Origin of the sequence: Cyanobium sp. ATX 6F1 (assembly GCF_024346315.1) — a bacterium.
Classification (GTDB): domain Bacteria; phylum Cyanobacteriota; class Cyanobacteriia; order PCC-6307; family Cyanobiaceae; genus ATX-6F1.
Genome location: NZ_JAGQCS010000001.1, coordinates 387,251 through 407,607 on the forward strand (window position 1 = coordinate 387,251; position 20,357 = coordinate 407,607).

Below are 20,357 nucleotides of genomic sequence, written 5' to 3' on the forward strand. Positions count from 1 at the left end.
TGCTCAACCATCGCCAAGAGGCTGCTGCGGCAGGAGTGTCCCCACGGTATCGGCCGCTCCTCGGCTCCCCAGCGAGGATGGGAGGCCTCCAACGGATGAAGTGGCGACGCCTTTGCAGATCGGTGCCACCGTGCGCCTCTCGCGGGCCTTCCTGCAATCCACCGCCATGGTCACCGGACCGGCGGCCCCCACCAGCGTGGGGCCGTTTGCCAGGGGCACCGTGACGGCGATGGCGCCGATCAGCCCTGGCAGCTCCCTCGTGCTGGCCACCGTCGCCTGGGCTGATGGCGAGAGCAGCCAGGTGAACGTGGGCAACCTGGAGCTTCAACCGGGCAACCCGCCGCTCAGCGACTTCAGCTGAAGCCCCTCGCCGGTGGCCGCCGACCAGGAGGCAGCAGCGGCACCTCGATCGTGCAGCCCTCCTCCATCGGGTAGCCCTCCATCTCCAGATGCAGGTCGCCGCAGAACACCGACAGGGGCGGATCCAGATCGATCGCCTCCAGCAGGGCCAGCACGATTTCCCCGGCGCTGTCGCTCGGATGCCGCTTCAGGGTCATGTGGAAGCGGATGGAAGTGAAGCGTTTGAGATCGGGCCGTGCCGAGAGCACATTGGTGCGCAGGAACCGGCCGATCCCGTACTCGGTCTGGTTGACGAACATCACATAGGGACGATCGTCACCGGGGCCTGGCAGTTCGTCCTGGGTGGTGATCGTGAGGTCGGCCATGGTGCTGCTCAGGCCTCGTTGCAGCTTGTGTTCCCGCTCTGAGCGTCGAACAGCGGCCCCAGCGGCACCACTCCCAACTGGCCTTGTTCCGCTACTTGGAGTCCAGATGGGTTGGGCTGCTCCGGTCCGAACAGCTCCACCGGCGGAGCATCAGGACCGAGCGGCAGTGGGTTCTGCCGGTAGCGCTGGCGCGGCATGAAGGGAACTCATCGAGGCGGCCTCCAGCATTGAACATCCGATCGGCCTCGCTGGTGCAGATCTCCTTCCGGGAGATGAGAGCTCAGTGCATCAGACGCTCCCGCAGGAACTGATCGCTCAAGGCCACCGCCGTGGCCCAGTTCTCCGCCTCGCTGAGCCCGGAGCTGCGGGTGGACTTGAAGCTGTGGTCACCGCTGGGGATCCAGCGCAGTTGCACCTGCGGCGAGAGGACGTAGGTCTCCACCTCCTCGCGGCGACCGAACGTATCCCGCTCCCCCTGCAGGATCAGGGTGGACGTCTGCAAGGCGCTCAGGTGCTCGGTGCGCAGCTGCAGCGGTTTGCCGGGCGGGTGAAAGGGATAGCCCAGACAGATGCAGCCGCGCACCCGATCGCTGGCGGCCAACTCATCGACCAGCAGGCTTGCCACTCGGCCGCCCATCGACTTGCCGCCGATAAACAGCGGCCGGTCCGGCTCCTCCATCTGCTCGAGCCGCGCCTGCTGGCGGAACGCCTCCTGCAGCACCGGCATCCGGTCGGGTCCCTGACGCCTGCCCAGGATTCGCTGCCGGGCCATGTAGGGGAATTCAAAGCGCACCACCCGCCAGCCCTGCTGCGCCAGGCCGCCGGCGATCGCCGCCATGAACGGGCTGTCCATCGGTGCACCGGCCCCATGGGCCAGCAGCACGGAGGCCGGCGCGGCGTCGGGTCCATCGATCAAGGGAAACGCCTCGGCTTCCATAATTAGGCACGAAAGCAACGTTTGCAGCCGCAACATCTGGAGCCTGCTCCAGCAACCTTCCCAAACCTCGCCCATGTCCGGTTATTCGATCCGGCCCATGCGGCCTGCAGATCTGCCCCAGGTGACCGAGTGGGCGCGGCGGGAAGGCTTCTGCCCAGGCCCATGCGATGTCGACGACTATCGCGACACCGATTCTGACGGCCTATGGGTGGGCTGCCTTAACGGCGAGCCTGTGGGGTGTATCGCCGGCGTCCGCTACGACGACCAATACGGCTTTATCGGCCTGTTCCTGGTCCGCCCTGAGCACCGGGGCCATGGTTACGGCGTGGCCCTCTGGGAGCGGGCCCTGGCCCACCTTGAGGGGGTGGCCTGCGTGGGACTGGAGGCGGCCGATGCGCGATTGGTGGACTACACCGGCTGGGGGTTCACCGCCGCAGGCGCAACCCTGCGCTGGCGTCGGGACACAGGTGGCCGGGGGGATCGCGACGCCGCTGCGCCCGAACCACAGGGGATCAACCTGCTGCCGGCAGCCGCCGTGCCCAAGGATGTGGTGCAGGACTATGACGCCCGCCACGAGGCCACTCCCCGGCCGCTCTTCTTGGGCCTCTGGCTGGGGGAGCCGAATCCCGGCACTGTGGTGGTAGCTCTCGACGCCGAGGGCTGCTGTCGCGGGTACGGCCGCATCAGGCCCTGCCTGCTGGATGGCCCAGAGCGGGCAGGGGGCTGGCGGCTAGGGCCGTTGATCGCTGACAGCAGCCCCATTGCGCAGGCCCTGATCGATCAGCTGACCGCCCACCGCCATGGCCCGGTGTTGATCGACGCTCCGGATGCCAACCCCCACTCCGGTCCGCTGCTGCGGTCGGCGGGCTTCTCGGTAGTGAGCCATACGGTGCGCATGTACCGAGGTGGGCCGCCCCAGCTACCGCTGCAAGACCTCTACGGCTTGGCCTGCCTTGAGCTGGGCTGAAATGGTTGGGAACAGGAAGGATCTGGTGTCAGCCGAGTGGCCTGCGGGCAGCCATCCCCTGCTGGCTTAGCAGAGGGTCTGCCCAACAGCCGCCGCCTGCGCGCCCGCCAGCTGGATTCGCTCAAGCAGTGCTGCCGAACGTGCTCCACCAGCAGCTGTTCCAACCCGGCGGCAGCGGAGCGCAGCTCTGGGAGCTGAACCTGGTGAGCCGCCTGTTGAACGATCCCACCATCGGTGAGTGCACCAGCGGGCTGCTGACCTTGATCGAAACCCCCGAGGCGATGGAGGCCTACCTGCTGCGGGCCCAGGGCCAGGATGACCTCAAACGGCGTGCCAAGCGCTGCATCGAGGCGGTCCAGGAAGCAGGCCGGCTGGCCCGGATCCGGGGCTGGCTGACTCAGGCATAAACCCCTATTGCCCCCATCAGCTGGCCGGCCGATTGTGAACTCATCGACAACCGGGAGGCTCCAGACCATGGAAGACACCCCACCTGAGCATCAGTTAGGAGTGCGCTGACGATCCGGTCCCTGCTCCAACACTCTCGACGGATCACTGACTTCCCTGGCGCGTGACGCGGCTGTTTGATTTGCTGCAACGCCGTCCATTGCACCGTTAACGGCCTCGCCTCAGGTGCCCCGGACCCAACGGGAGGTCCCACTTGTCAACTGGCCCCAGGTGCCAGCGTCAGCAGCTCCGCCCCCACCAAACAAACTGCTTCAGAGCCCGGTGGCCTCGTCACCGGGCTTTGTCGTGCAGCTCCCTGAACCATGGAGAACCTGGCCCAACCAGGTGGTGCCGTCAGCATCGGGCCGAGACCGGAATGACGTCTAACGTTGAAGCCTCAGCCCATGAGGTTGGCGAAAGCCGCTGCCGTCATGACCCCAGCCGATCAAGCCAGCCAAAACCTCGAAGCTCCCTTCTCCGTCCGCCGCCGGCAACGTGGGGGGAGAAGCGTCATGCAGGTGAGCAGTTCGGTGAGCGCCATGGAGGCTCTGCGGGCACGGATTCGGGCCCAGAGCAAAACCGTGGCCGAGCACATCGCGGCTGATCCGGACGCCAACTCTTTCATCGGCGACTGGGCCACACCTGAACTCCTCGGCCGCTGAGCGCAAGCGTGGAGCTGAAGGCAGGGCAAATTGTCACGGTCGACTGGCGCAAAGATCCAGATGACCCCGATCAAGACCCTCACCCCCCGGAGCCCAACAAGCTCAGACCGGCTGTGGTCGTGCAGGATTGCGAACTGTTTGACTTTGCTTATCCCACAGTCCTGGTGGTGCCGATGACGAGCGACCCCGAACTGGCCATTCCCGACCTGACTGTGGTGCTGCAACCCAGCGCGACCAACGGCTGCAAGAAGGTGAGCTATCTGCTCCCTCAGAATCTCACCTGTGTCGCCAAGACACGCATCACCACAGCCACTGACTCCTGCGTCACCCCCGCCGAGCTACAGCAACTGCGCCAGCTGGTGGTGCTGGCCATCGGAGGGCTCACCTGAAGGATGAGGCGGCCATCGCCAGTTTCAGCAGATCACTCCTCCTCGTCGACCGCACCAGCAGGAATCAGGCGGATCTGCTTGCGACCCAGCTTGATCTCGAACTCATCGCCGGGCTTGAGGTCGAGCAGACCTGTGTAGGCCTTGCCCACCAGAAGAAGGCCTCAAGGAACCAAGGCGTCTGGCGCCACTTGCCCTGAAGCCTGCTCTCCAAAGGACTCCGTAGGCATCACTCGTTCGTCCAAACACGTCCAGCGCCGACTCGGCTGAGTTGCCACAAGGCCCGAATACCCAAGTCAAAGCTCAAGGTTTTATGCCATGATGATCATCATGCGATACCCCGAAGGCCACAACCAAGCCGTGCGCGAGCGAATCCTCAGTTCTGCCGCTGAGGAGTTGCGCCGTAACGGCCTTTCGGGCATCGGCATCCCCGCCCTGATGAAGCGCGCCGGCCTCACCCATGGAGCCTTCTATTCCCATTTCCCCAACCGTGAGGCCCTTGTCGCCGAGGCCATTCGTGCAGCGGCCGCCGCCAGTGCTGACGGTCCACTGGCAGGGTCTTCCACCCTCGAGCAGAGCCTCGCCCAATACCTCTCTCCTGAGCACCTTGCCCACCCAGAGCGTGGCTGCGTCATTGCTGCGCTCGGCGGCGAGGGCGCCCGTCAGCCGGCCCCGGTGCGCTCAGCCTTCGCGGCGGCTGCCCGAGGCTTGCTGACGGCGATCGAGCGCAAGCTGCATCCCCGCCGTCCTTCCCGTCTGCCCAGCGACCAGGCCCTGCGCCTGGTGTCCACCATGGTGGGAGCCGTGGTACTGGCTCGCCTGGTAGACGATCCCGCTCTGGCCCAGCGGTTGTTGGAGGTGGCGGCACATTCGGCTGAACCTTCTCCTGGCAGGGCTTGAGTCGGGGCTTCTCTTTTTTTGTCCAATTGCATGACAAGCATCATGGCAACCACCTACGACCATCCCGCCCTCGCCGCTGCCCGCTCCCGAGGACCAGCGCCACCGCCTCCACCGCTCACCCTCGAGGAGGTGCGCGCCATCGCGCTTGCCGCCGGTGCCGATGACGCCGCCTGGGTGTCGCTGGATCACCCCGACCTGAGCGAGGAGCTACCCCACGTTCTTGCCGCCATGCCGGGGGCTCGCTCGCTGGTGCCGATCGTGCTGCGCATGCATCCCGAAAACGTGCGCAGCCCTCGCCGCAACGTGGCCAACCTCGAGTTCCACCGCAGCGGCCACGAGGTGGATGAGATCGCTGCCCGAATCGCCCGGGCCCTTGACGAACGGGGCCACCGGGCCATGAACCCGCCCATGGCCTTCCCCATGGACATGAGCACGTTCCCGGGCCGCTCCTGGATCGTCTCCCACAAGCGCGTCGCCGAGGCGGCCCAGCTCGGAAAGATGGGGCTGCACCGCAACCTGATCCATCCCCGTTTCGGGTCCTTCGTGCTGCTGGGCACGGTGATCACCAGCGCGGAGGTAGCCCAGGCAATTGCCCCGCTCACCTACAACCCCTGCATCGACTGCCAGCTCTGCGTGGTGGCCTGTCCCGTGGGCGCCATCGAGCCCAGCGGCGCTTTCCGCTTCTCCGCCTGTTACGACCACAACTACCGCGAGTTCATGAGCGGTTTCGCCGACTTCGTTGAAGATGTGGTGGAGAGCCGCAACCGCCAGGACTTCCGCGATCGCGTTCCCCTCGACCAGGCTGTCACCACCTGGCAAGGCCTGGCCTACAAACCCAGCTACAAGGCCGCCTACTGCGTGGCCGTCTGCCCTGCCGGCGACGACGTCATCGGAAACTTCGTCCACGACCGCCCAGGCCATCTGCGTCGGGTCGTCAAGCCCCTTACCGAGCGGGAGGAAACCATCTACGTGGTGGAAGGCTCAGACGCCGAGGCCCACGTGCGCCGTCGCTTTCCCCACAAGCGGGTGCAACGGATCCGCTCCAGCCTGCGGGCCACCCGGCCCCAGGAGTTCTTCGGCGCTCTGGCCTTGATCTTCCAGCGGGGGCCGGCGAGGGGTTGGGCCGCCACCTACCACTTTGATCTGAGCGGAACCGATGCGGTGCGTGCCACCGTGCGCATCAACGATGGACAGCTGGAGGTGGAGCCCGGGGTGCTGGCGGGAACGCCCGATCTGCTGGTGCGCGCCGATGCCCGCCTCTGGATCGACATCGTCAGCGGGCGGCGAAGCCCTGTGCTGGCGGTGCTGCGGCGCCGACTACGGATCACGGGCGACCGGCGTCTGCTGGATCGGTTCGCGGCCTGTTTCCCCCGCTGAGAGGCAAATCCACATTGATGAACCCACCGATGACACCCTTTCGAACCCATCACCAGCAGCGCTTCTTTGATCGCTATGGCCCCTGGGCCATCGTCACGGGCGCTTCCTCTGGCATCGGCCGCGCCATCGCCGGCCGTCTGGCCGAGGCAGGGCTGAACCTTGTGATCGTGGCCCGAAGCCGGGGCGTTCTTGAGGATCTGGCGGCAAGCCTCGCAGCCGAAAACAGCATTCAGGTGAGAACCATCGACGTCGACGTCGCACTCGAGGCAAGTCTTGAGACGATCCGAACAGCGACGGCTGACCTGGATGTGGGCTTGCTGGTGGCCTCCGCAGGGTTTGGCACCTCCGGGCCCTTCCTTGAGGCCGACATCAAGTCAGAAGAGGAGATGCTGATGGTCAACTGCCGTGCGGTCCTCAATGCCTGCTTCCATTTCGGACGCCGCTTCTCGCAGCGGGGCCGAGGCGGCCTTGTGCTGCTGAGCTCGATCGTTGGCTTTCAGGGGATGCCCTATGCGGCTCACTACGCCGCCACCAAGGCCTACGTGCAGGCCCTGGCTGAGGCCCTCAACGTTGAACTCAGGGGTTGTGGTGTCGATGTCCTCTCCGCTGCCCCGGGCCCAACTCACAGCGGTTTTGCAGACAGGGCTGGCCAGCGGATGGGGATGGCCCTGGCACCGGAAGAGATTGCTCAACCGATCCTCGATGCTCTCGGGCACCGAGCGACGATCTTTCCAGGGTTCCTGTCGAAGCTGCTGACCTATGCGCTCGTGCCTCTGCCGCGATGGGCGCGGGTTCGGATCATGGGGCGGGTGATGGCCGACATGACCAAGCATCACTGACCATCAAAATCAGAGGACGATGTTCGAATGACGGCACCCAGCACGCGATTGTGATGATCCCAGCTGGGTATGTGCCCAGGTCAATCTGCTACTCCCGGCATCTCAAAACCACCCAGCAGCCGAGTGCTCAACCTGGATCTCATGAAGCGAACTCTCACTCCTCATCTTCTGATGTACCAGCCGGGATCAGACGGATCTGCTTCTTGCCCAGCTTGATCTCGAACTCATCGCCAGGCTTGAGGTCAAGCAGGGACGTGTAGGCCTTGCCCACCATGAGGTTGCCGTTGAACTGAATCTTGGTGGTGTAGCTCAAGCTGCGGCCGGCCCTTCCCTTGCCGTTGCCACCGCCATCTCCGAGGCTGACGCCCTTGGCTTCCAGCAGCGCCTCATAGAACGCCGTGAAGTTCAGCCGCTCGCTGCCGTCCTTCTTGGTGCTGAGGTAGCCGGCGGCTCGCACCAGATCGGACTTGGAGGCATCACCAAGCTCCTTGACTTTGGCGAGCAGTTCAGGTCCGGTTAGCGCCATAGATCTCTAAAGAAGATTCAATACATGTTACATCCTCCTCAAGCATATCCGCTGCATTGGCCACTCCTTTGAGTCCGATGTATTTACAAGCCGAGATCCAATTCCCGCATGGATCACCATCGGGCGCTCATGGGTTGGCTAGGTATGGAGTACTCCCACCTGTGCCACCGCCATGGTCAAGCCATCTGCAGCCCCTGGGGCCAGTATCACCATCTGCCCCAACGGCCCGTATGTGGTTAGCGGCGGGGTGCCACTGAGCGAGCAGTCCATCGTGGTGAACGCCGCTGGTGACTCCATTGATTACCAGCAGGGCCGCCTGTATCCGTCCCAGGCCACCTTTGAACTATGCCGTTGTGGCCAGTCCTCGACCAAGCCGTTCTGCGATGGAACCCACGCCACAGTGAGCTTCGATGGCACCACCACCTGCAGCCATGCCCCATACCTAGAGCAGGCCGAAACCATCGCAGGTCCCGTGCTCTCGATCACCGATGCCAAGGCGCTGTGCTCCAATGCCCGTTTCTGCGACCCCCACGGCGGCATCTGGGCACTCGTGAAGCAGTCGGACGAACCAGACGCACACCAGCTGGTGGTCTTCCAGGCCAGCCATTGCCCCTCAGGGCGATTGATCGCCTGGGAGCGTGCCACGGGTCAATCGATCGAATCCGCCCACCCGCCATCGATCGCCTTGATCGTGGATACGAAGGAAGGCGTGAATGGCCCCATATGGGTGCGAGGTGGCATTCCCATCCACTCGGAGATGGGGCTCGCCTATGAGGTTCGCCAGCAGTGCACCCTCTGCCGCTGCGGCCGATCAGCCAACAAGCCGTTCTGCGATGGAGCCCACACGCCAACACACTCGGCCTGACGAGTCCGATTGCCCGATCCATCCATCCCACCAATTGGATCACCATCAGGCTGGACCCTTCCGCCAGGTTTTTAGGTCAAGCAGCTTGGTCACCACCAGCTCCTGTCAGAGCAGCAGGGCGAGCTTCTGCCCGCCCTCGCCGCTGAGGGGCACGTCGTGAGCTGAACCCCTCCCCTGGATCGGATCGCCTAAGCACTGGCACCCAAGAGCCGTCGAAGCGATGTGATGGCTGAACAAGCCCCTCACGCTGCTCTCCTTGCGGAGCTGCGCTGGCACTGGGGAGAGTGAACACTCCTCAGGCTGTATGGAGCATCGTCAATGGCGCCTGAGGGGCACGGCGCAGCGCGACTTTCTTGGAAACCGCAGCAATAGCGAGCCCCTTGGGCCCAGAAGCTCCGACTGTTTCACCCGTGGTCCGCATAAGACCAGGCAGGAAGATCATCAAAAAGAGGACTGCCGGCAAGCCTACAAACAGGACAAGGGTAAAGCCGTAACCAAGAATGATCTCAGCAATTGAGTTTGTCATCAGAAGTCTCTAACCTTTACGTGGAATGTGAAGGGAGAAGAAGATTATCCTCTCCACATTTCGGCCTATCCCCACATCTCTTCTTCTGATCACAATCTAGCCACGTCTTGGGCATGGAGCCCGTTGCAGGAAAATCAAGTGAAAATATTTGCTCTCCTTAACTCATCGATCCAACAAGAGCCTCCGAGGAGCCTGGAGAGCTGCTTGTAGGCCGTGCGAAGGCCGATCCAGGGTTGCGCTTCAGGGGCTGAGAGTGCCACGGCCTAATCAAGATGCCGGCGGAAAAGCCGTACCAAACTGGTGGTTGTCAGACGAGTCATCTGGTTGCCAGGCATGGTGTGTGATGTCTTAGGACGGCGGTGACACTCCAACCCTGGCGACCTCACACCCCCTTGTGAGTTGAACAACCTGGTGGGACTACACAGCTAGGGTTTGGGCAACGCCCTGCACATCTGGTCGCCATGGCACTCGAGGCCTTCCGCCAGGAGCTCATCGCCACCGCCACCACCATCGCTTCCCCGGGCAAGGGATTGCTGGCGGCCGATGAATCCACCGGCACGATCGGCAAGCGCTTCGAGGCGATCGCCCTCGAGAACACCGAGAACCATCGCCGCGCCTACCGCTCTCTGCTGGGCACAACCAGCGGGCTGGGCGAGTACATCAGCGGCGTGATCCTCTACGAGGAAACCCTCTTCCAGGACGCCAGCGATGGCACGCCGATCCTGGAGCTTTTCCGCCGCCAGGGGATCATTCCCGGCATAGAGGCCTACGACCAGTGCCTGGCTGAACAGGGGCAGGAGTTCGTCGACGCCTGCGAAGCCGCCAAGCGGGGAAAACCCCTGGTCACCGACGACAACCTCGCCGAGTTCACCGCCCTCTCCCAGAATGGGTTTGCCCGCGAGCCCCGGGAATTACTAGCGCTGGCCCAGTGGCCCGACCATGTCACCGGCTTCCTGGTGTCATGTGAGCCCTTTCATCGACCTGAGTGAGGCGGACCCACCGCCATCCGCTTCACTCCTCCTCGTCGGCCGCACCAGCAGGAATCAGGCGGATCTGCTTGCGACCCAGCTTGATCTCGAACTCATCGCCGGGCTGCAGATCCAGAAAAGCGGTGTAGGCCTTTCCGATCAGCAGATTGCCGTTGCCCTGAACCGTGGCCACGTAGCTCAGCTTGCGGCCGCCCTTGCCCACCGCAGCCGTGGCTGAGCCCAGGGTGACGCCTTTGGCCTCCAGTAGCGCCTCGTAAAAGGCGGTGAAGTTCAGCCGCTCGCTGCCGTCCTTCTTGGTGCTGACGTAGCCAGCGGCCCTGACCAGATCGGACTTGCTGGCATCGCCTAGCTCTTTCACCTTGCTCAGCAGATCAGCACCAGAGAGGGGCATGGGTCGTGTTGTTGTTGTAACCCAAACATACAGGCTGGTTCGTTGAGTACCAGCCCCCAATTGTGGTCATCGATAGTAAGGCTTTGTGTCGTGGTCGTTCAGCGCAGGCTCTCGCAGGCCTCGCCATCACCATTCGAGTCCAAATAGGTGTGTCCCTGGCGCAACGGCAGCTGGGCTTGCTGATAAGCGCCAATCTCCTTGCAGCGATACTTCCGGCCATCAGGAACTGACCCCGGTGCTACGAGCTGAGCGCCCTGCTGCTCTGCCGCGGCGGATGTCCTAAGGGCGGGTGATGCTGCCGGGCACTTGCCATACTCCATAGCGGCTGCGGAAACCCCAGAACTCCGCCTCCAGATACTCCTTGGCATCGCATTGGCCCAGGTACTTGAGATAGGCGTAGCCGCAGGCTCGCGAAGAGGATACGCCAGGCCGTACTCCGCCATCGCCAGGCCGAGATTGATCTCTCCGATCACCTCGGCCACGGTGCGGCCGTAGCGATGCACCGTCTGCGTCAGAAGTGTGACCGGGGCCCCGATCCGCAGCCGCGATTTCAGAGTTGCCCCATCTGCTTAGCGAAATTCTGGCCGCTTGTGCTGGTCGAAGCTGCGCTGAAGGGCGTCGCGGATCGTCAGCCCCACAGGGAGGTCACCGCCGAAGGAAGTGCCCAGCACATGCCGATAAAGTTTGGTCTCCACCAGACGAATGGTGGAGTCAGGAAACGGAATGTAGTTGGTTTTGGCCACCATCGCGGGGGCGTTTCGGATCAGGAAGGTGGTGAAGCTACGGACCTCGGCACTTTCGAGCAAGGCCTGATCGTTGACATAAATGAACAGGGGTCTAGAGAGGGGCTGGTATTGACCCTGCAATACCGACTGAATGGAGGGCAGCACAGGTTTCCCCTTGGGATTGACCACCGCCAGGGCCTTGAGCCGGCCACTGTTGCTGCGGAACCAGCCATAGCCAAGGTAGCCAAGGGCCTGGGGATCACCGGCCACGCAGTTCACCACCACATTGTCATCCTCGCTGGCGGTGTAATCGCGGCGGGAGTTGTCTTCATCGCCGTTGATCGCCTTGTTGAAGTAGTCGAAGGTGCCTGAATCGCCGCCCGCTCCGCACAGCTTGATCGGCCGCTTTGGCCATGCCGGGTTCACCTGGTTCCAGCGGTTGATGCGCCCTTGGGCGTTGCGGTTCCAGAGGAGCGAGAGCTGCTGGGTGCTCACGGCTTTCGCCCAGTTGTTGCCGGGATGGACCACCACCGAGAGGGCATCGAAGGCCAGGGGCACTTCAATGAAGCGGATCCCCTTGGCGGCACAGGCCTTGAGTTCTTTGGTGTTGATGGGCCTGGAAGCATTGCTGATCTCCACCCGTCCGCTGCAGAGATCCCTGAAACCTGCGGTGCTGCCCGTTTCCTTGAGGCTGATGCGGACGCCCTTGCCGGCCGTCGTCTGGCGGAAGGCGCTGATGCCCGCCTGCACGATCGGATACACGGTGCTGGAGCCGCTGATGCGGATCGGCCGGGTGGATGCCTGCTGCTGGGCGAGAGCAGCTCCGGAGGCAACGGGGAAGACGAGCGTGACCGCCAGGGTCAGGCTGAGCCTGAAGGGTCGAGACATGCATGCAGCGTCCAACCACATGACTTTGACCCATCAACCCGTGTTGATGAGTTAAGGAGTGGTTATGGCGGGGCGATTCGTGTTGGCCTGGAAGCGGCGCCTGAGCCACAGCGACACATACACCAGCGCCACTAGCACCGGCACCTCGATCAAGGGGCCGATCACCCCGGCCAGGGCCTGGCGGGAGCTGACCCCCCAGACGCTGATGCTCACGGCGATGGCCAGCTCGAAGTTGTTACCAGCGGCGGTGAAGGCAAGCGTCGCTGTTTTCGCATAGCTGAGGCCGCTGCGCCGGCCCACCGCGAAGGCCACGGTCCACATGACTGCGAAGTAGAGCACCAAAGGCACGGCCACCCTGGCCACCGTGAGCGGATCGGAGGTGATCGCCTGACCCTGCAGGGCGAACATCACCACGATCGTGAACAGCAGGCCGTAGAGCGCGAAGGGGCTGATCCAGGGGATGAAGCGCTGCTCGTACCAGCGGGGGCCCTTGAGGCGCAGCCCGATCCGCCGGCTGAGGTAGCCCGCGGCCAGCGGCAGCCCCAGGAACACCAGCACCGCCTTGGCGATCTCCGCCATCGAAAAGGCCACATCCTGGGTGGCCAGGCCCAGCCAGCCGGGGAGGATCTTCAGATAGAACCCGCCCAGAAGGGCGTAGGCCAGCACCTGCACGATCGAATTGATCGCCACCAGCAGGGCCGCCGCTTCCCGATCGCCCTGGGCCAGATCGATCCAGATCAGCACCATGGCGATGCAGGGAGCCAGGCCGATCAGGATCAGCCCGGTGCGGAACGCCGGCTGACCCGGAAGAAAGATCCAGGCCAGGGCGAACATCAGCGCCGGTCCCAGGCCCCACACCAGCAGCAACGACAGCCGCAGCAGGCGCCGGTCCCGCGCCGCCCGGCCCAGCTCCTCGTAGTGCACCTTCGCCAGCACCGGGTACATCATCAGCAGCAGTCCCAGGGCGATCGGCAGGGAGGTGTTTCCGATCCTCACGGCATCGAGCACCCCCTGGATGGCTGGGAAGAAGCGGCCCAGCAGCAGGCCGCCGGCCATCGCCAACAGGATCCAGAGCGGCAGGAATCGATCCAGCAGCGACAGCCTGGCCAGCACGGCACGTTCTTCAGGAGCCGGGCCGCTCACGTGCAAGGAGCGGCGGGCTTGCCGCACTGGGCGCCCAGCTCCGCCAGCCAACTGCGCAGCTGTTCGATCGCTTCTGGGCGCAGGCTGTAGTAGATCCAGCGGCCCTCCTGCCGATCGGCGAGCAGCCCCGCCTCCTTGAGCACTTTGAGGTGGAAGGAGAGCTTCGACTGGGCCAGCCCGAGATCGGCGGTGAGATCGCAGACGCAGCGCTCGCCGCCGCCCAGGGCCTCAATCACCTGCAGGCGCAGCGGCTCGGCGAGGGCCCTGAGGAGTGCCCGGGCCTGCTCGGACTGGAGGGGTGGGCTGGCAACAGCCCCTGGATCGGCCATGTGATCGGCAACACGTCTTGAATCAACTCTAGTTGATCTATGGTCAGAGCACCGCAGGCTTTCCGAATGAAGATCGGCATCAATGGATTCGGTCGCATCGGCCGCCTGGTGTTCCGCGCCCTCTGGGGCCGCCCTGGCATTGAGCTGGTGCACGTCAATGACCCGGCGGGAGACGCCGCCGCCGCGGCTCATTTGCTTGAGTTCGACTCGGTGCATGGCCGCTGGCCCCTTGCTGTGGAAGCTGGCGGGGCAGGCTTCCTTGTTGGGAATCAGTCCGTGGGCTATAGCCAGCAGAAGGATCCCACCGCCGTGCCCTGGCTTGAGGCCGATGTGGATCTGGTACTCGAATGCAGCGGCAAGATCAAAACCCCCGAAACCCTCGAGCCCTACTTCTCCCTGCCCGGCCTCAAGCGCGTGATCGTGGCCTGCCCAGTCAAGGGGGTGATCGCCGGAGAAGAAGCACTCAACATCGTCTATGGCGTCAATCACCACCTCTACGACCCCATCCGCCACCGCCTGCTGACCGCCGCTTCGTGCACCACCAATTGCCTCGCACCGGTGGTGCAGGTGGTGCAGGAAAGCTTCGGCATCCGCCACGGTTCGATCACCACCCTGCACGATGTGACCAACACCCAGGTGGTGGTGGATGCCTTCAAAAGCGACCTGCGTCGGGCCCGGTCCTGCCTGCAATCACTGATCCCCACCACCACCGGTTCGGCGCGGGCGATTGGGATGATCTTCCCTGAACTGCAGGGCAAGCTCAACGGCCATGCCGTGCGGGTGCCGCTGCTCAATGCCGCCCTCACCGATGCGGTGTTCGAGTTGCAGCAGGAGGTGAGCACTGAGCAGGTGAACGCCGCCTTCGAGGCCGCCGCCAACGGCCCCTTGCAGGGAATCCTGGGCTATGAAACCCGGCCGCTGGTGTCGATCGACTACGTCAACGATTCGCGCAGCGCCATCGTTGATGGCCTTTCGACGATGGTGATCAATGGCACCCAGCTCAAGGTTTACGCCTGGTACGACAACGAGTGGGGCTACAGCTGCCGGATGGCAGATCTGGCCTGCCACGTGGCTGCGTTGGAACGTGAAGCCCTGGAGGGTGCCGCCCGATGAAACACCTCACGGGATTGCAGCAGTACGCGGTCGTGACGGCCAACTACTGGGCCTTCACCCTCACCGATGGGGCCCTGCGCATGCTCGTGGTGTTCCACTTCCACCAGCTCGGCTACTCCACCCTGGAGATCGCCTTTCTGTTTCTCTTCTACGAATTCTTCGGAATCATCACGAACCTCTACGGCGGCTGGCTGGGGGCCCGCTTCGGGCTGCGGCTCACCCTCTGGGCCGGAACGCTCATGCAGGTGGCGGCCCTGCTGATGCTGATTCCGGTGGCCGACGACTGGCCGCGCTGGTGGAGCGTGGCCTACGTGATGGTGGCCCAGGCGATCAGCGGCATCGCCAAGGACCTCAACAAGATGAGTGCCAAGAGCGCCATCAAGACGGTGGTGGCGGAAACCCCCGAGGACCCCAGCAGGGGCGAGAACCAGCTGTTCAAATGGGTGGCGATCCTCACCGGCTCCAAAAACGCCCTTAAGGGGGTGGGCTTCTTCCTTGGCGGCCTGCTGCTCACCACGATCGGCTTCAGTGCGGCCGTTGGGGCCATGGCCGCCGGTCTGTTTCTTTCCTTTCTGATGACTTTGGTGCTGCCCGGCGAGATCGGCCGCATGAAGGAGAAGCCCGCCATCACGGCCCTGTTCTCCAAATCGAAGGGCATCAATGTGCTGTCGCTGGCTCGCTTCTTCCTGTTCGGCGCTCGTGATGTCTGGTTCGTGGTGGCCCTGCCGGTCTTCCTGCAGGCGGCCCTGGGTTGGAAGTACTGGGAGGTGGGCGGTTTCATGGGCCTGTGGGTGATCGGCTACGGGATCATTCAGGCCTCGGCCCCGGCCCTGCGGCGCAGCTGGGGGAAGAGTGCGCCTCCGGGAGTGTCCGCCGTGCAGTTCTGGAGCGCCGTGCTGACGGCCATCCCCGCTCTGATCGCGATCAGCCTGTGGCGCGACGTGAGCAACCCCGGCATCGCCGTGGTGGTGGGCCTGGCGGCCTTTGGGGCCGTGTTCGCGATGAATTCCTCGATTCACAGCTACATGGTGCTGGCCTACACCGATGCCGAATCGGTGAGCCTCAACGTGGGCTTCTATTACATGGCCAATGCGGCCGGCCGGCTGGTGGGCACCCTGCTCTCCGGTGCCCTGTTCCTGGTGGGCGGCCTGCAGGCCTGCCTGTGGGCCTCGTGCCTGCTGGTGGCCCTGGCCTTCCTTTCGGGGATTCGCTTGCCACCGCCAATGCGACAGCAGCTCGAGGCGGCTTGATCTCAGGCATCAGCAGGGCAATCAGGAGTTGCCGCCCGATCGGGGGGGGGGTGATCTGCGGCATCGAAAGTCCCAGGGGCGGGTGATACCGCCGGGCACCTGCCACACGCCGTAGCGGCTGCGGGAGGCCCTGAATTCAGCATCGAGATACTCCTTGGCGTCGCACTGGCCCAGGTACTTCCGGTAGGCGAAGGCCATGCCGTCTTCCACCAGGGCCAGGTTGATATTCACGCCACCGATCACCTCGGCCACGGTGCGGCCGTAGCGATCCACTGTCTGCGGCCTGAGGGTCACGCTGGAGCCCAGCCGCAGGTGGCTTTGCAGGTAGCTGCGGGCCTCGGCGCCATAGGGGGCCTGGGCCATCTCGGGCGCATCAATGCAGGCCAGCCGCACCGTGATCCGCTGTTGGCCGTGTTGCAAGCGGATGGTGTCGCCGTCGCCGATCGAGAGCACCGTGGCGGAAGCCTGTTGGTTGGCCTGCGCCGTGCCTACAAAGAAAACGTTGCCCCACCCAGCGATGAACGCAGCGGCACCGATCAGCAGCCAACTGATCAAAGGCCGAGCACAGGCTCGATCTGCTCCAGCAGCGCTGGCAATTGCTCGCTCAACGTGATCCACACCTCTTCGAGGTCCACGCGGTCATAGGCATGGATGAGTACGTCCCGCATTCCGGCCATCTCCCGCCAGGGAATCTGCGGATGTTGCTGGCGGCACGAGTCGCTCAGACGCTTTGTGGCTTCTCCGATGATCTCAAGATTGCGCACCACCGCGTCCTGTAGAACGTCGCTGGCCAGGAACGTCTCGCGATCGGGGATGGTGAAGCCTTGAACCCGCCTGATCGCGGTCAGGATGTCGCCCAGGGCATCACGGTCCCTTGGCTCGATCACAGGGGAATGGCGTCCCGCTCGGCAGAAGCCAGTGCGGCTGGCTTGAGATTGCGTCGGCGAATCAGATCCACGCGGCAATGCAACGTGTCTTCCAAAGCCAGCTTCAGGGCGATGCGTTCCAGCAGACCCGTGCGTGCAGGCAGATCCACCAGGAGATCCAGGTCACTGTCGGCTCCAGCCTGATCACGGACCACCGAGCCAAACGCCGCCAGATTGGTGGCGCCGTGGGCAGTTGCGATCTCCCTGATCCTTGGAGCCTGAGCCAGCAGGTCGTCGAGGCGCATGGCAACCCAGAAGCCTTGGTCAGCTTAAGAGAGACAGCTCAGCACGACTTGCCTCCTCGTGGCCTTGTCAGGGCCGAACTCAGTTCCAATGAAAAGGGCGCCCCGTGTCGGGCGCCCTCGGGCCGGTTGCAGGGAACTGGTTTGAACCGCCCTGGTCGAGACCTCTGATTCATTGATAGATCCGTTTGGCCGTGGTGTCAGTACGGCAAACCTCACTCCTGGGCCACACCCCATCACCGCTGGGGCTCGCAGGGCCTCAAAAACGGGCGAGGAGGTGCGCCTGCGCGGGAGCTTCCGGGATTTTTCGGGTCGCACTGTCTACCACTGCAACAACCTCGACCACGAGGATCTGGGGCTGATGGGGGTGCTGCAGATCGATGAGTGAATGGTCTGACTCTTCTCAAGATGATCACTTCCATAGTCGCCAAAGACACAGGACTCGAATTGATCCGTGCATGCGCCACGTCCTGACCCTGTTAATGAGCTGTTGGTGGCTGGCAGCCCCGGTGATGGCGGCTGAATTGGAGCCGTGTCAGAGACTGCTGGATCAACGCAATGCCCTGGCCGAGCAGGCCATGAAGGCCGAAATCGCCCTGGTCCGTACCACCCGTGAACGGATCTGCCCGGTGCTCAGCCAGCAGGCCGATGGGGCCAATGCCAACGACCGCAACGGGCTGACCATCGACTACCAGGCCCTGCTCGACTGCCGCCACAAGGCGGAAAAACAGCTGCTGCGCAACCAGCGGGTTCTCTACGTCAACCGCCAGTTGTTCAGGTTTTACACGGCGGCTGGAGCAAAGCTGGCCCGGCAAGCCGATCGGCTGATGCAGCCGTTGCGGGATCAGGAGTGCCCCCAGCTGCGTTGATCAACAACCTGTGGCCATGAGGTGATGGCCAGACCCTTGACCCTGAAGCGACTACAGGCTGTTTGCTGGGGTCTGGATGACAACTCCATGGCGGATCCTTGCTGCAGCAGCGGAACCAGCGGGCAGACGGCCGGAGCCCTCCCAGCGCCGCAGCCGGCCGCCGGTACCGAAAGGTTGTATCGGATCAGCGCCATGGATTGCGCCACCGAAGAAACCGAAATTCGCCATGCCCTCTCAGCGCTCGACGGCATCCGAGGTCTGAGGTTCCTGCTGGCCGAGCGGATTCTGGCGATCGATGCCGAAACAGCTGCGCTCAACTCCGCGCTCGCCGCGATCCGCCGGCTGGGGTTCAACCCGGAGCCGATCAGCCCCGATCACCGGCCGTCCGCCGCCCAGACCCGCGCCGAACGGCGCCGTGAACGGCTCCGCCTGGCGGGCTCCCTGGCGCTGGCGATCACGGCGGAGCTGCTGCATCTGGTCGTTCCCGCCTACCCGGGCCATGAGCTGCTGGAGATCGGGATCGCCATCGCCGCGATCGCCCTGGCGGGCTTCTCCGTGTTTCGCAAGGGCCTCGCGGCCCTGCGCCAGGGCCGGCTGAACATCAATGCGCTGATGAGCGTGGCGGTCACGGGTGCTTTCCTGATCGGCCGCTTCCCGGAAGCCGCCATGGTGATGGCGCTCTATGCCGTCGCCGAGGCGATCGAAGCGCGGGCGGTAGAGCGGGCCCGCCAGGCGATCACCAGCCTGATGGCCCTGGCCCCCGATCAGGCGGAGATCCGCCAGAGCGATGGCCGCTGGCAACGCGTGTCAGCCACTGCTGTGGCCATCGGAGCTGTGGTGCGTGTCCGCCCGGGCGAACGGCTGCCGCTCGATGGCACGGTGCTGAGCGGCGAGAGTGCGATCAACCAGGCCCCGATCACCGGCGAAAGCCTGCCGGTCGACAAAAGGCCAGGGGATGGGGTGTTTGCGGGCACGATCAACCAGGGCTGCGCCCTCGAAATCCAGGTGACGGCGCCGGCTTCCCACAGCACGCTGGCGCAGATCATCCAGGCCGTGGAGGAAGCCCAGGCCTCCCGTGCCCCAATCCAGCGCTTCGTCGATCGCTTTGCGGCCCGCTACACCCCGGCCGTGTTCGTCATGGCCCTGGCTGTTGCCCTGCTGGCGCCGCCCTTACTGGGGTTCACCCCACTCCAGGCGATCTACAAGGCCCTGGTGCTGCTGGTGATCGCCTGCCCCTGCGCGCTGGTGATCGCCACCCCAGTCACGCTGGTGAGTGGCCTGGCCACCGCCGCCCGTCGCGGCATCATCATCAAAGGCGGCCTTTACATCGAGGAGGCCCGCAAGATCAAGGTGCTGGCCCTCGACAAGACCGGCACGATCACCCTGGGGCAGCCCAAGCTCGTGGCCTTCTCCCCACGGCAAGAAGGAGCAGACGCTGGCGCTCTGAAACAGCTGGCCAGCAGCCTGGCGGAGCGCTCCGACCATCCGGTGTCGCGGGCGGTGGCCGCCGGCCTCGATGGCGAGCGGCTGGCCGTGGAGGCCTTCGAGGCCCTGCCGGGGCGGGGGGTGCGCGGCCTGATCGCGGGGCGGCCGCTGATGCTGGCCAACCACCGCTGGATCGAGGAGCTGGGGCTCTGCTCCAGCGACCTGGAAGCCTCGATGCAGGTTCACGAGCGCCAGGGCCATTCGCTCAGCCTGCTGGCGGATGACAGCGGCGTGCTCGCCCTGATCGCCGTCGCCGACACCGTTCGGCCCAGCTCCGCGGCAGCCATGGAGGCCCTGCGGAGCCTGGGTGTCACTCCGGTGATGCTCACGGGCGACAACGCAGCCACCGCGACTGCGATCGCGGCCCTTTCAGGAATTGAGGAGGTGAGGAGCAACCTGCTGCCTCAAGACAAGCTCGAGGCGGTGGCCGATTTGCAGGCCCGCTACGGATTCGCGGCCATGGCCGGCGATGGCATCAACGATGCGCCGGCTCTGGCCCAGGCGGACATTGGCTTTGCGATGGGGGCCGCGGGCACCCACATCGCCATCGAAGCCGCCGATGTGGTGATCATGAACGACGATCTGATGCGCGTACCAGAAACGATCGCCCTCTCTCGCCGCACCTTCCGAATCCTCCGCCAGAACATTGCGCTCGCGCTGGGAATCAAGGCCCTTTTCCTCGTGCTCACCGTGGCGGGCAATGCCACGATGTGGATGGCGGTCTTTGCTGACATGGGCACCAGCCTGATTGTGATCGCCAATGGCCTGCGTCTGCTCCGCAGCCCCAATCTCCTGACCCATCGCCGCTAAGCAGCCCTGGATCTCCCCAGGCTTGACTCTCCCCTTGGGTGGA

The 20,357-nt window shown here is 64.3% G+C and carries 25 protein-coding genes and 1 pseudogene; 14 read left to right on the forward strand and 12 right to left on the reverse strand.

Going from position 1 to position 20,357, the window contains the following annotated elements; all coding sequences use genetic code 11:
- The first annotated feature begins 100 nt into the window (after window positions 1-100).
- A complete protein-coding gene (locus tag KBZ13_RS02150) occupies window positions 101-361 on the forward strand; it encodes a hypothetical protein (protein WP_255005520.1) in 261 nt (86 codons plus the stop codon).
- On the opposite strand, the gene KBZ13_RS02155 is transcribed toward KBZ13_RS02150, so the two are convergent.
- Together KBZ13_RS02155 and KBZ13_RS02160 are read right to left on the reverse strand one after the other, a co-directional pair.
- Entirely contained in the window at window positions 354-725 is a 372-nt protein-coding gene (locus tag KBZ13_RS02155) for a hypothetical protein (RefSeq protein WP_255005522.1), read from the reverse strand. The two genes, KBZ13_RS02150 and KBZ13_RS02155, sit on opposite strands and share 8 nt — an antisense overlap.
- 280 nt (window positions 726-1,005) lie before the next feature.
- Window positions 1,006-1,662, reverse strand: a complete 657-nt coding sequence (locus KBZ13_RS02160) for an alpha/beta fold hydrolase (protein WP_255005523.1) — start codon at window positions 1,660-1,662, stop codon at window positions 1,006-1,008.
- A 97-nt stretch (window positions 1,663-1,759) separates the two neighbouring features.
- Here KBZ13_RS02160 and KBZ13_RS02165 point away from each other — a divergent pair, with 97 nt between their 5' ends.
- The 4 genes from KBZ13_RS02165 to KBZ13_RS02180 all read left to right on the forward strand — a co-directional run bounded on the left by KBZ13_RS02165 (window position 1,760) and on the right by KBZ13_RS02180 (window position 4,124).
- Window positions 1,760-2,629: a GNAT family N-acetyltransferase gene (locus KBZ13_RS02165; protein WP_255005524.1), complete on the forward strand. Its 870-nt coding sequence runs from the start codon at window positions 1,760-1,762 to the stop codon at window positions 2,627-2,629.
- A 128-nt stretch (window positions 2,630-2,757) separates the two neighbouring features.
- Complete coding sequence (locus KBZ13_RS02170; protein WP_255005526.1) at window positions 2,758-3,036, forward strand: hypothetical protein; 279 nt, start codon at window positions 2,758-2,760, stop codon at window positions 3,034-3,036.
- Window positions 3,037-3,504: 468 nt separating this feature from the next.
- The gene (locus KBZ13_RS02175; protein WP_255005527.1) at window positions 3,505-3,735 is read left to right on the forward strand and encodes a hypothetical protein; all 231 of its coding nucleotides are present in this window, start codon (window positions 3,505-3,507) and stop codon (window positions 3,733-3,735) included.
- Window positions 3,736-3,743: 8 nt separating this feature from the next.
- Window positions 3,744-4,124, forward strand: a complete 381-nt coding sequence (locus tag KBZ13_RS02180) for a type II toxin-antitoxin system PemK/MazF family toxin (protein WP_255005528.1) — start codon at window positions 3,744-3,746, stop codon at window positions 4,122-4,124.
- A 32-nt stretch (window positions 4,125-4,156) separates the two neighbouring features.
- On the opposite strand, the pseudogene KBZ13_RS02185 reads toward KBZ13_RS02180, so the two are convergent.
- Window positions 4,157-4,285: pseudogene (locus KBZ13_RS02185) on the reverse strand (AbrB-like transcriptional regulator); the annotation flags it as partial.
- Window positions 4,286-4,451: 166 nt separating this feature from the next.
- On the opposite strand from KBZ13_RS02185, the gene KBZ13_RS02190 reads away from it, so the two are divergent.
- Genes KBZ13_RS02190 through KBZ13_RS02200 form a run of 3 tightly spaced genes read left to right on the forward strand, consistent with a single transcriptional unit; the run spans window position 4,452 to window position 7,237 of the window.
- Window positions 4,452-5,021 (forward strand): TetR/AcrR family transcriptional regulator, encoded by a 570-nt coding sequence (locus KBZ13_RS02190; RefSeq protein ID WP_255005529.1) that lies wholly within the window; start codon window positions 4,452-4,454, stop codon window positions 5,019-5,021.
- A 30-nt stretch (window positions 5,022-5,051) separates the two neighbouring features.
- Window positions 5,052-6,398 (forward strand): SCP2 sterol-binding domain-containing protein, encoded by a 1,347-nt coding sequence (locus KBZ13_RS02195; RefSeq protein WP_255005530.1) that lies wholly within the window; start codon window positions 5,052-5,054, stop codon window positions 6,396-6,398.
- Between the two features lie 29 nt (window positions 6,399-6,427).
- Window positions 6,428-7,237 (forward strand): SDR family NAD(P)-dependent oxidoreductase, encoded by an 810-nt coding sequence (locus KBZ13_RS02200; RefSeq protein WP_255005536.1) that lies wholly within the window; start codon window positions 6,428-6,430, stop codon window positions 7,235-7,237.
- A 154-nt stretch (window positions 7,238-7,391) separates the two neighbouring features.
- Here KBZ13_RS02200 and KBZ13_RS02205 read toward each other — a convergent pair whose 3' ends face one another.
- Window positions 7,392-7,763, reverse strand: coding sequence for an AbrB family transcriptional regulator (locus tag KBZ13_RS02205; RefSeq protein WP_255005537.1), 372 nt, complete (start codon window positions 7,761-7,763; stop codon window positions 7,392-7,394).
- A gap of 172 nt (window positions 7,764-7,935) precedes the next feature.
- Between KBZ13_RS02205 and KBZ13_RS02210 the strand changes: the two genes are divergently transcribed.
- Window positions 7,936-8,628, forward strand: a complete 693-nt coding sequence (locus KBZ13_RS02210) for a CDGSH iron-sulfur domain-containing protein (RefSeq protein WP_255005543.1) — start codon at window positions 7,936-7,938, stop codon at window positions 8,626-8,628.
- A gap of 295 nt (window positions 8,629-8,923) precedes the next feature.
- On the opposite strand, the gene KBZ13_RS02215 is transcribed toward KBZ13_RS02210, so the two are convergent.
- On the reverse strand, window positions 8,924-9,154 hold the full coding sequence (locus KBZ13_RS02215; RefSeq protein WP_255005544.1) for a hypothetical protein: 231 nt from the start codon (window positions 9,152-9,154) through the stop codon (window positions 8,924-8,926).
- A gap of 461 nt (window positions 9,155-9,615) precedes the next feature.
- On the opposite strand from KBZ13_RS02215, the gene KBZ13_RS02220 reads away from it, so the two are divergent.
- Entirely contained in the window at window positions 9,616-10,143 is a 528-nt protein-coding gene (locus KBZ13_RS02220) for a class I fructose-bisphosphate aldolase (protein WP_255005545.1), read from the forward strand.
- 22 nt (window positions 10,144-10,165) lie between these two features.
- On the opposite strand, the gene KBZ13_RS02225 is transcribed toward KBZ13_RS02220, so the two are convergent.
- The 4 genes from KBZ13_RS02225 to KBZ13_RS02240 form a co-directional block, all read right to left on the reverse strand.
- Window positions 10,166-10,534, reverse strand: coding sequence for an AbrB family transcriptional regulator (locus KBZ13_RS02225; RefSeq protein WP_255005548.1), 369 nt, complete (start codon window positions 10,532-10,534; stop codon window positions 10,166-10,168).
- A 569-nt stretch (window positions 10,535-11,103) separates the two neighbouring features.
- On the reverse strand, window positions 11,104-12,147 hold the full coding sequence (locus KBZ13_RS02230) for a PstS family phosphate ABC transporter substrate-binding protein (RefSeq protein WP_255005549.1): 1,044 nt from the start codon (window positions 12,145-12,147) through the stop codon (window positions 11,104-11,106).
- 51 nt (window positions 12,148-12,198) lie between these two features.
- On the reverse strand, window positions 12,199-13,260 hold the full coding sequence (gene arsB, locus KBZ13_RS02235) for an ACR3 family arsenite efflux transporter (protein WP_315859588.1): 1,062 nt from the start codon (window positions 13,258-13,260) through the stop codon (window positions 12,199-12,201).
- 26 nt (window positions 13,261-13,286) lie between these two features.
- Window positions 13,287-13,619, reverse strand: coding sequence for an ArsR/SmtB family transcription factor (locus KBZ13_RS02240; RefSeq protein WP_255005556.1), 333 nt, complete (start codon window positions 13,617-13,619; stop codon window positions 13,287-13,289).
- A gap of 66 nt (window positions 13,620-13,685) precedes the next feature.
- On the opposite strand from KBZ13_RS02240, the gene KBZ13_RS02245 reads away from it, so the two are divergent.
- Window positions 13,686-14,732, forward strand: coding sequence for an ArsJ-associated glyceraldehyde-3-phosphate dehydrogenase (locus KBZ13_RS02245; RefSeq protein ID WP_255005560.1), 1,047 nt, complete (start codon window positions 13,686-13,688; stop codon window positions 14,730-14,732).
- Window positions 14,729-15,982 (forward strand): organoarsenical effux MFS transporter ArsJ, encoded by a 1,254-nt coding sequence (gene arsJ, locus KBZ13_RS02250; RefSeq protein WP_255005566.1) that lies wholly within the window; start codon window positions 14,729-14,731, stop codon window positions 15,980-15,982. Before KBZ13_RS02245 ends, arsJ begins: the two co-directional genes overlap by 4 nt.
- A 21-nt stretch (window positions 15,983-16,003) precedes the next feature.
- Here arsJ and KBZ13_RS02255 read toward each other — a convergent pair whose 3' ends face one another.
- The 3 genes from KBZ13_RS02255 to KBZ13_RS02265 are packed head-to-tail and all read right to left on the reverse strand — an operon-like array spanning window position 16,004 to window position 17,153.
- Window positions 16,004-16,537 (reverse strand): thermonuclease family protein, encoded by a 534-nt coding sequence (locus tag KBZ13_RS02255; RefSeq protein WP_255005568.1) that lies wholly within the window; start codon window positions 16,535-16,537, stop codon window positions 16,004-16,006.
- Window positions 16,534-16,869 (reverse strand): DUF86 domain-containing protein, encoded by a 336-nt coding sequence (locus KBZ13_RS02260; protein ID WP_255005570.1) that lies wholly within the window; start codon window positions 16,867-16,869, stop codon window positions 16,534-16,536. The genes KBZ13_RS02255 and KBZ13_RS02260 overlap by 4 nt, the downstream gene beginning before the upstream one ends.
- Window positions 16,866-17,153, reverse strand: a complete 288-nt coding sequence (locus KBZ13_RS02265; protein WP_255005573.1) for a nucleotidyltransferase family protein — start codon at window positions 17,151-17,153, stop codon at window positions 16,866-16,868. The genes KBZ13_RS02260 and KBZ13_RS02265 overlap by 4 nt, the downstream gene beginning before the upstream one ends.
- Window positions 17,154-17,608: 455 nt before the next feature.
- On the opposite strand from KBZ13_RS02265, the gene KBZ13_RS02275 reads away from it, so the two are divergent.
- Together KBZ13_RS02275 and KBZ13_RS02280 are read left to right on the forward strand one after the other, a co-directional pair.
- The gene (locus tag KBZ13_RS02275; protein WP_255005575.1) at window positions 17,609-18,019 is read left to right on the forward strand and encodes a hypothetical protein; all 411 of its coding nucleotides are present in this window, start codon (window positions 17,609-17,611) and stop codon (window positions 18,017-18,019) included.
- A gap of 87 nt (window positions 18,020-18,106) precedes the next feature.
- On the forward strand, window positions 18,107-20,314 hold the full coding sequence (locus tag KBZ13_RS02280; protein ID WP_255005577.1) for a heavy metal translocating P-type ATPase: 2,208 nt from the start codon (window positions 18,107-18,109) through the stop codon (window positions 20,312-20,314).
- The last annotated feature ends 43 nt before the right edge of the window (window positions 20,315-20,357 follow it).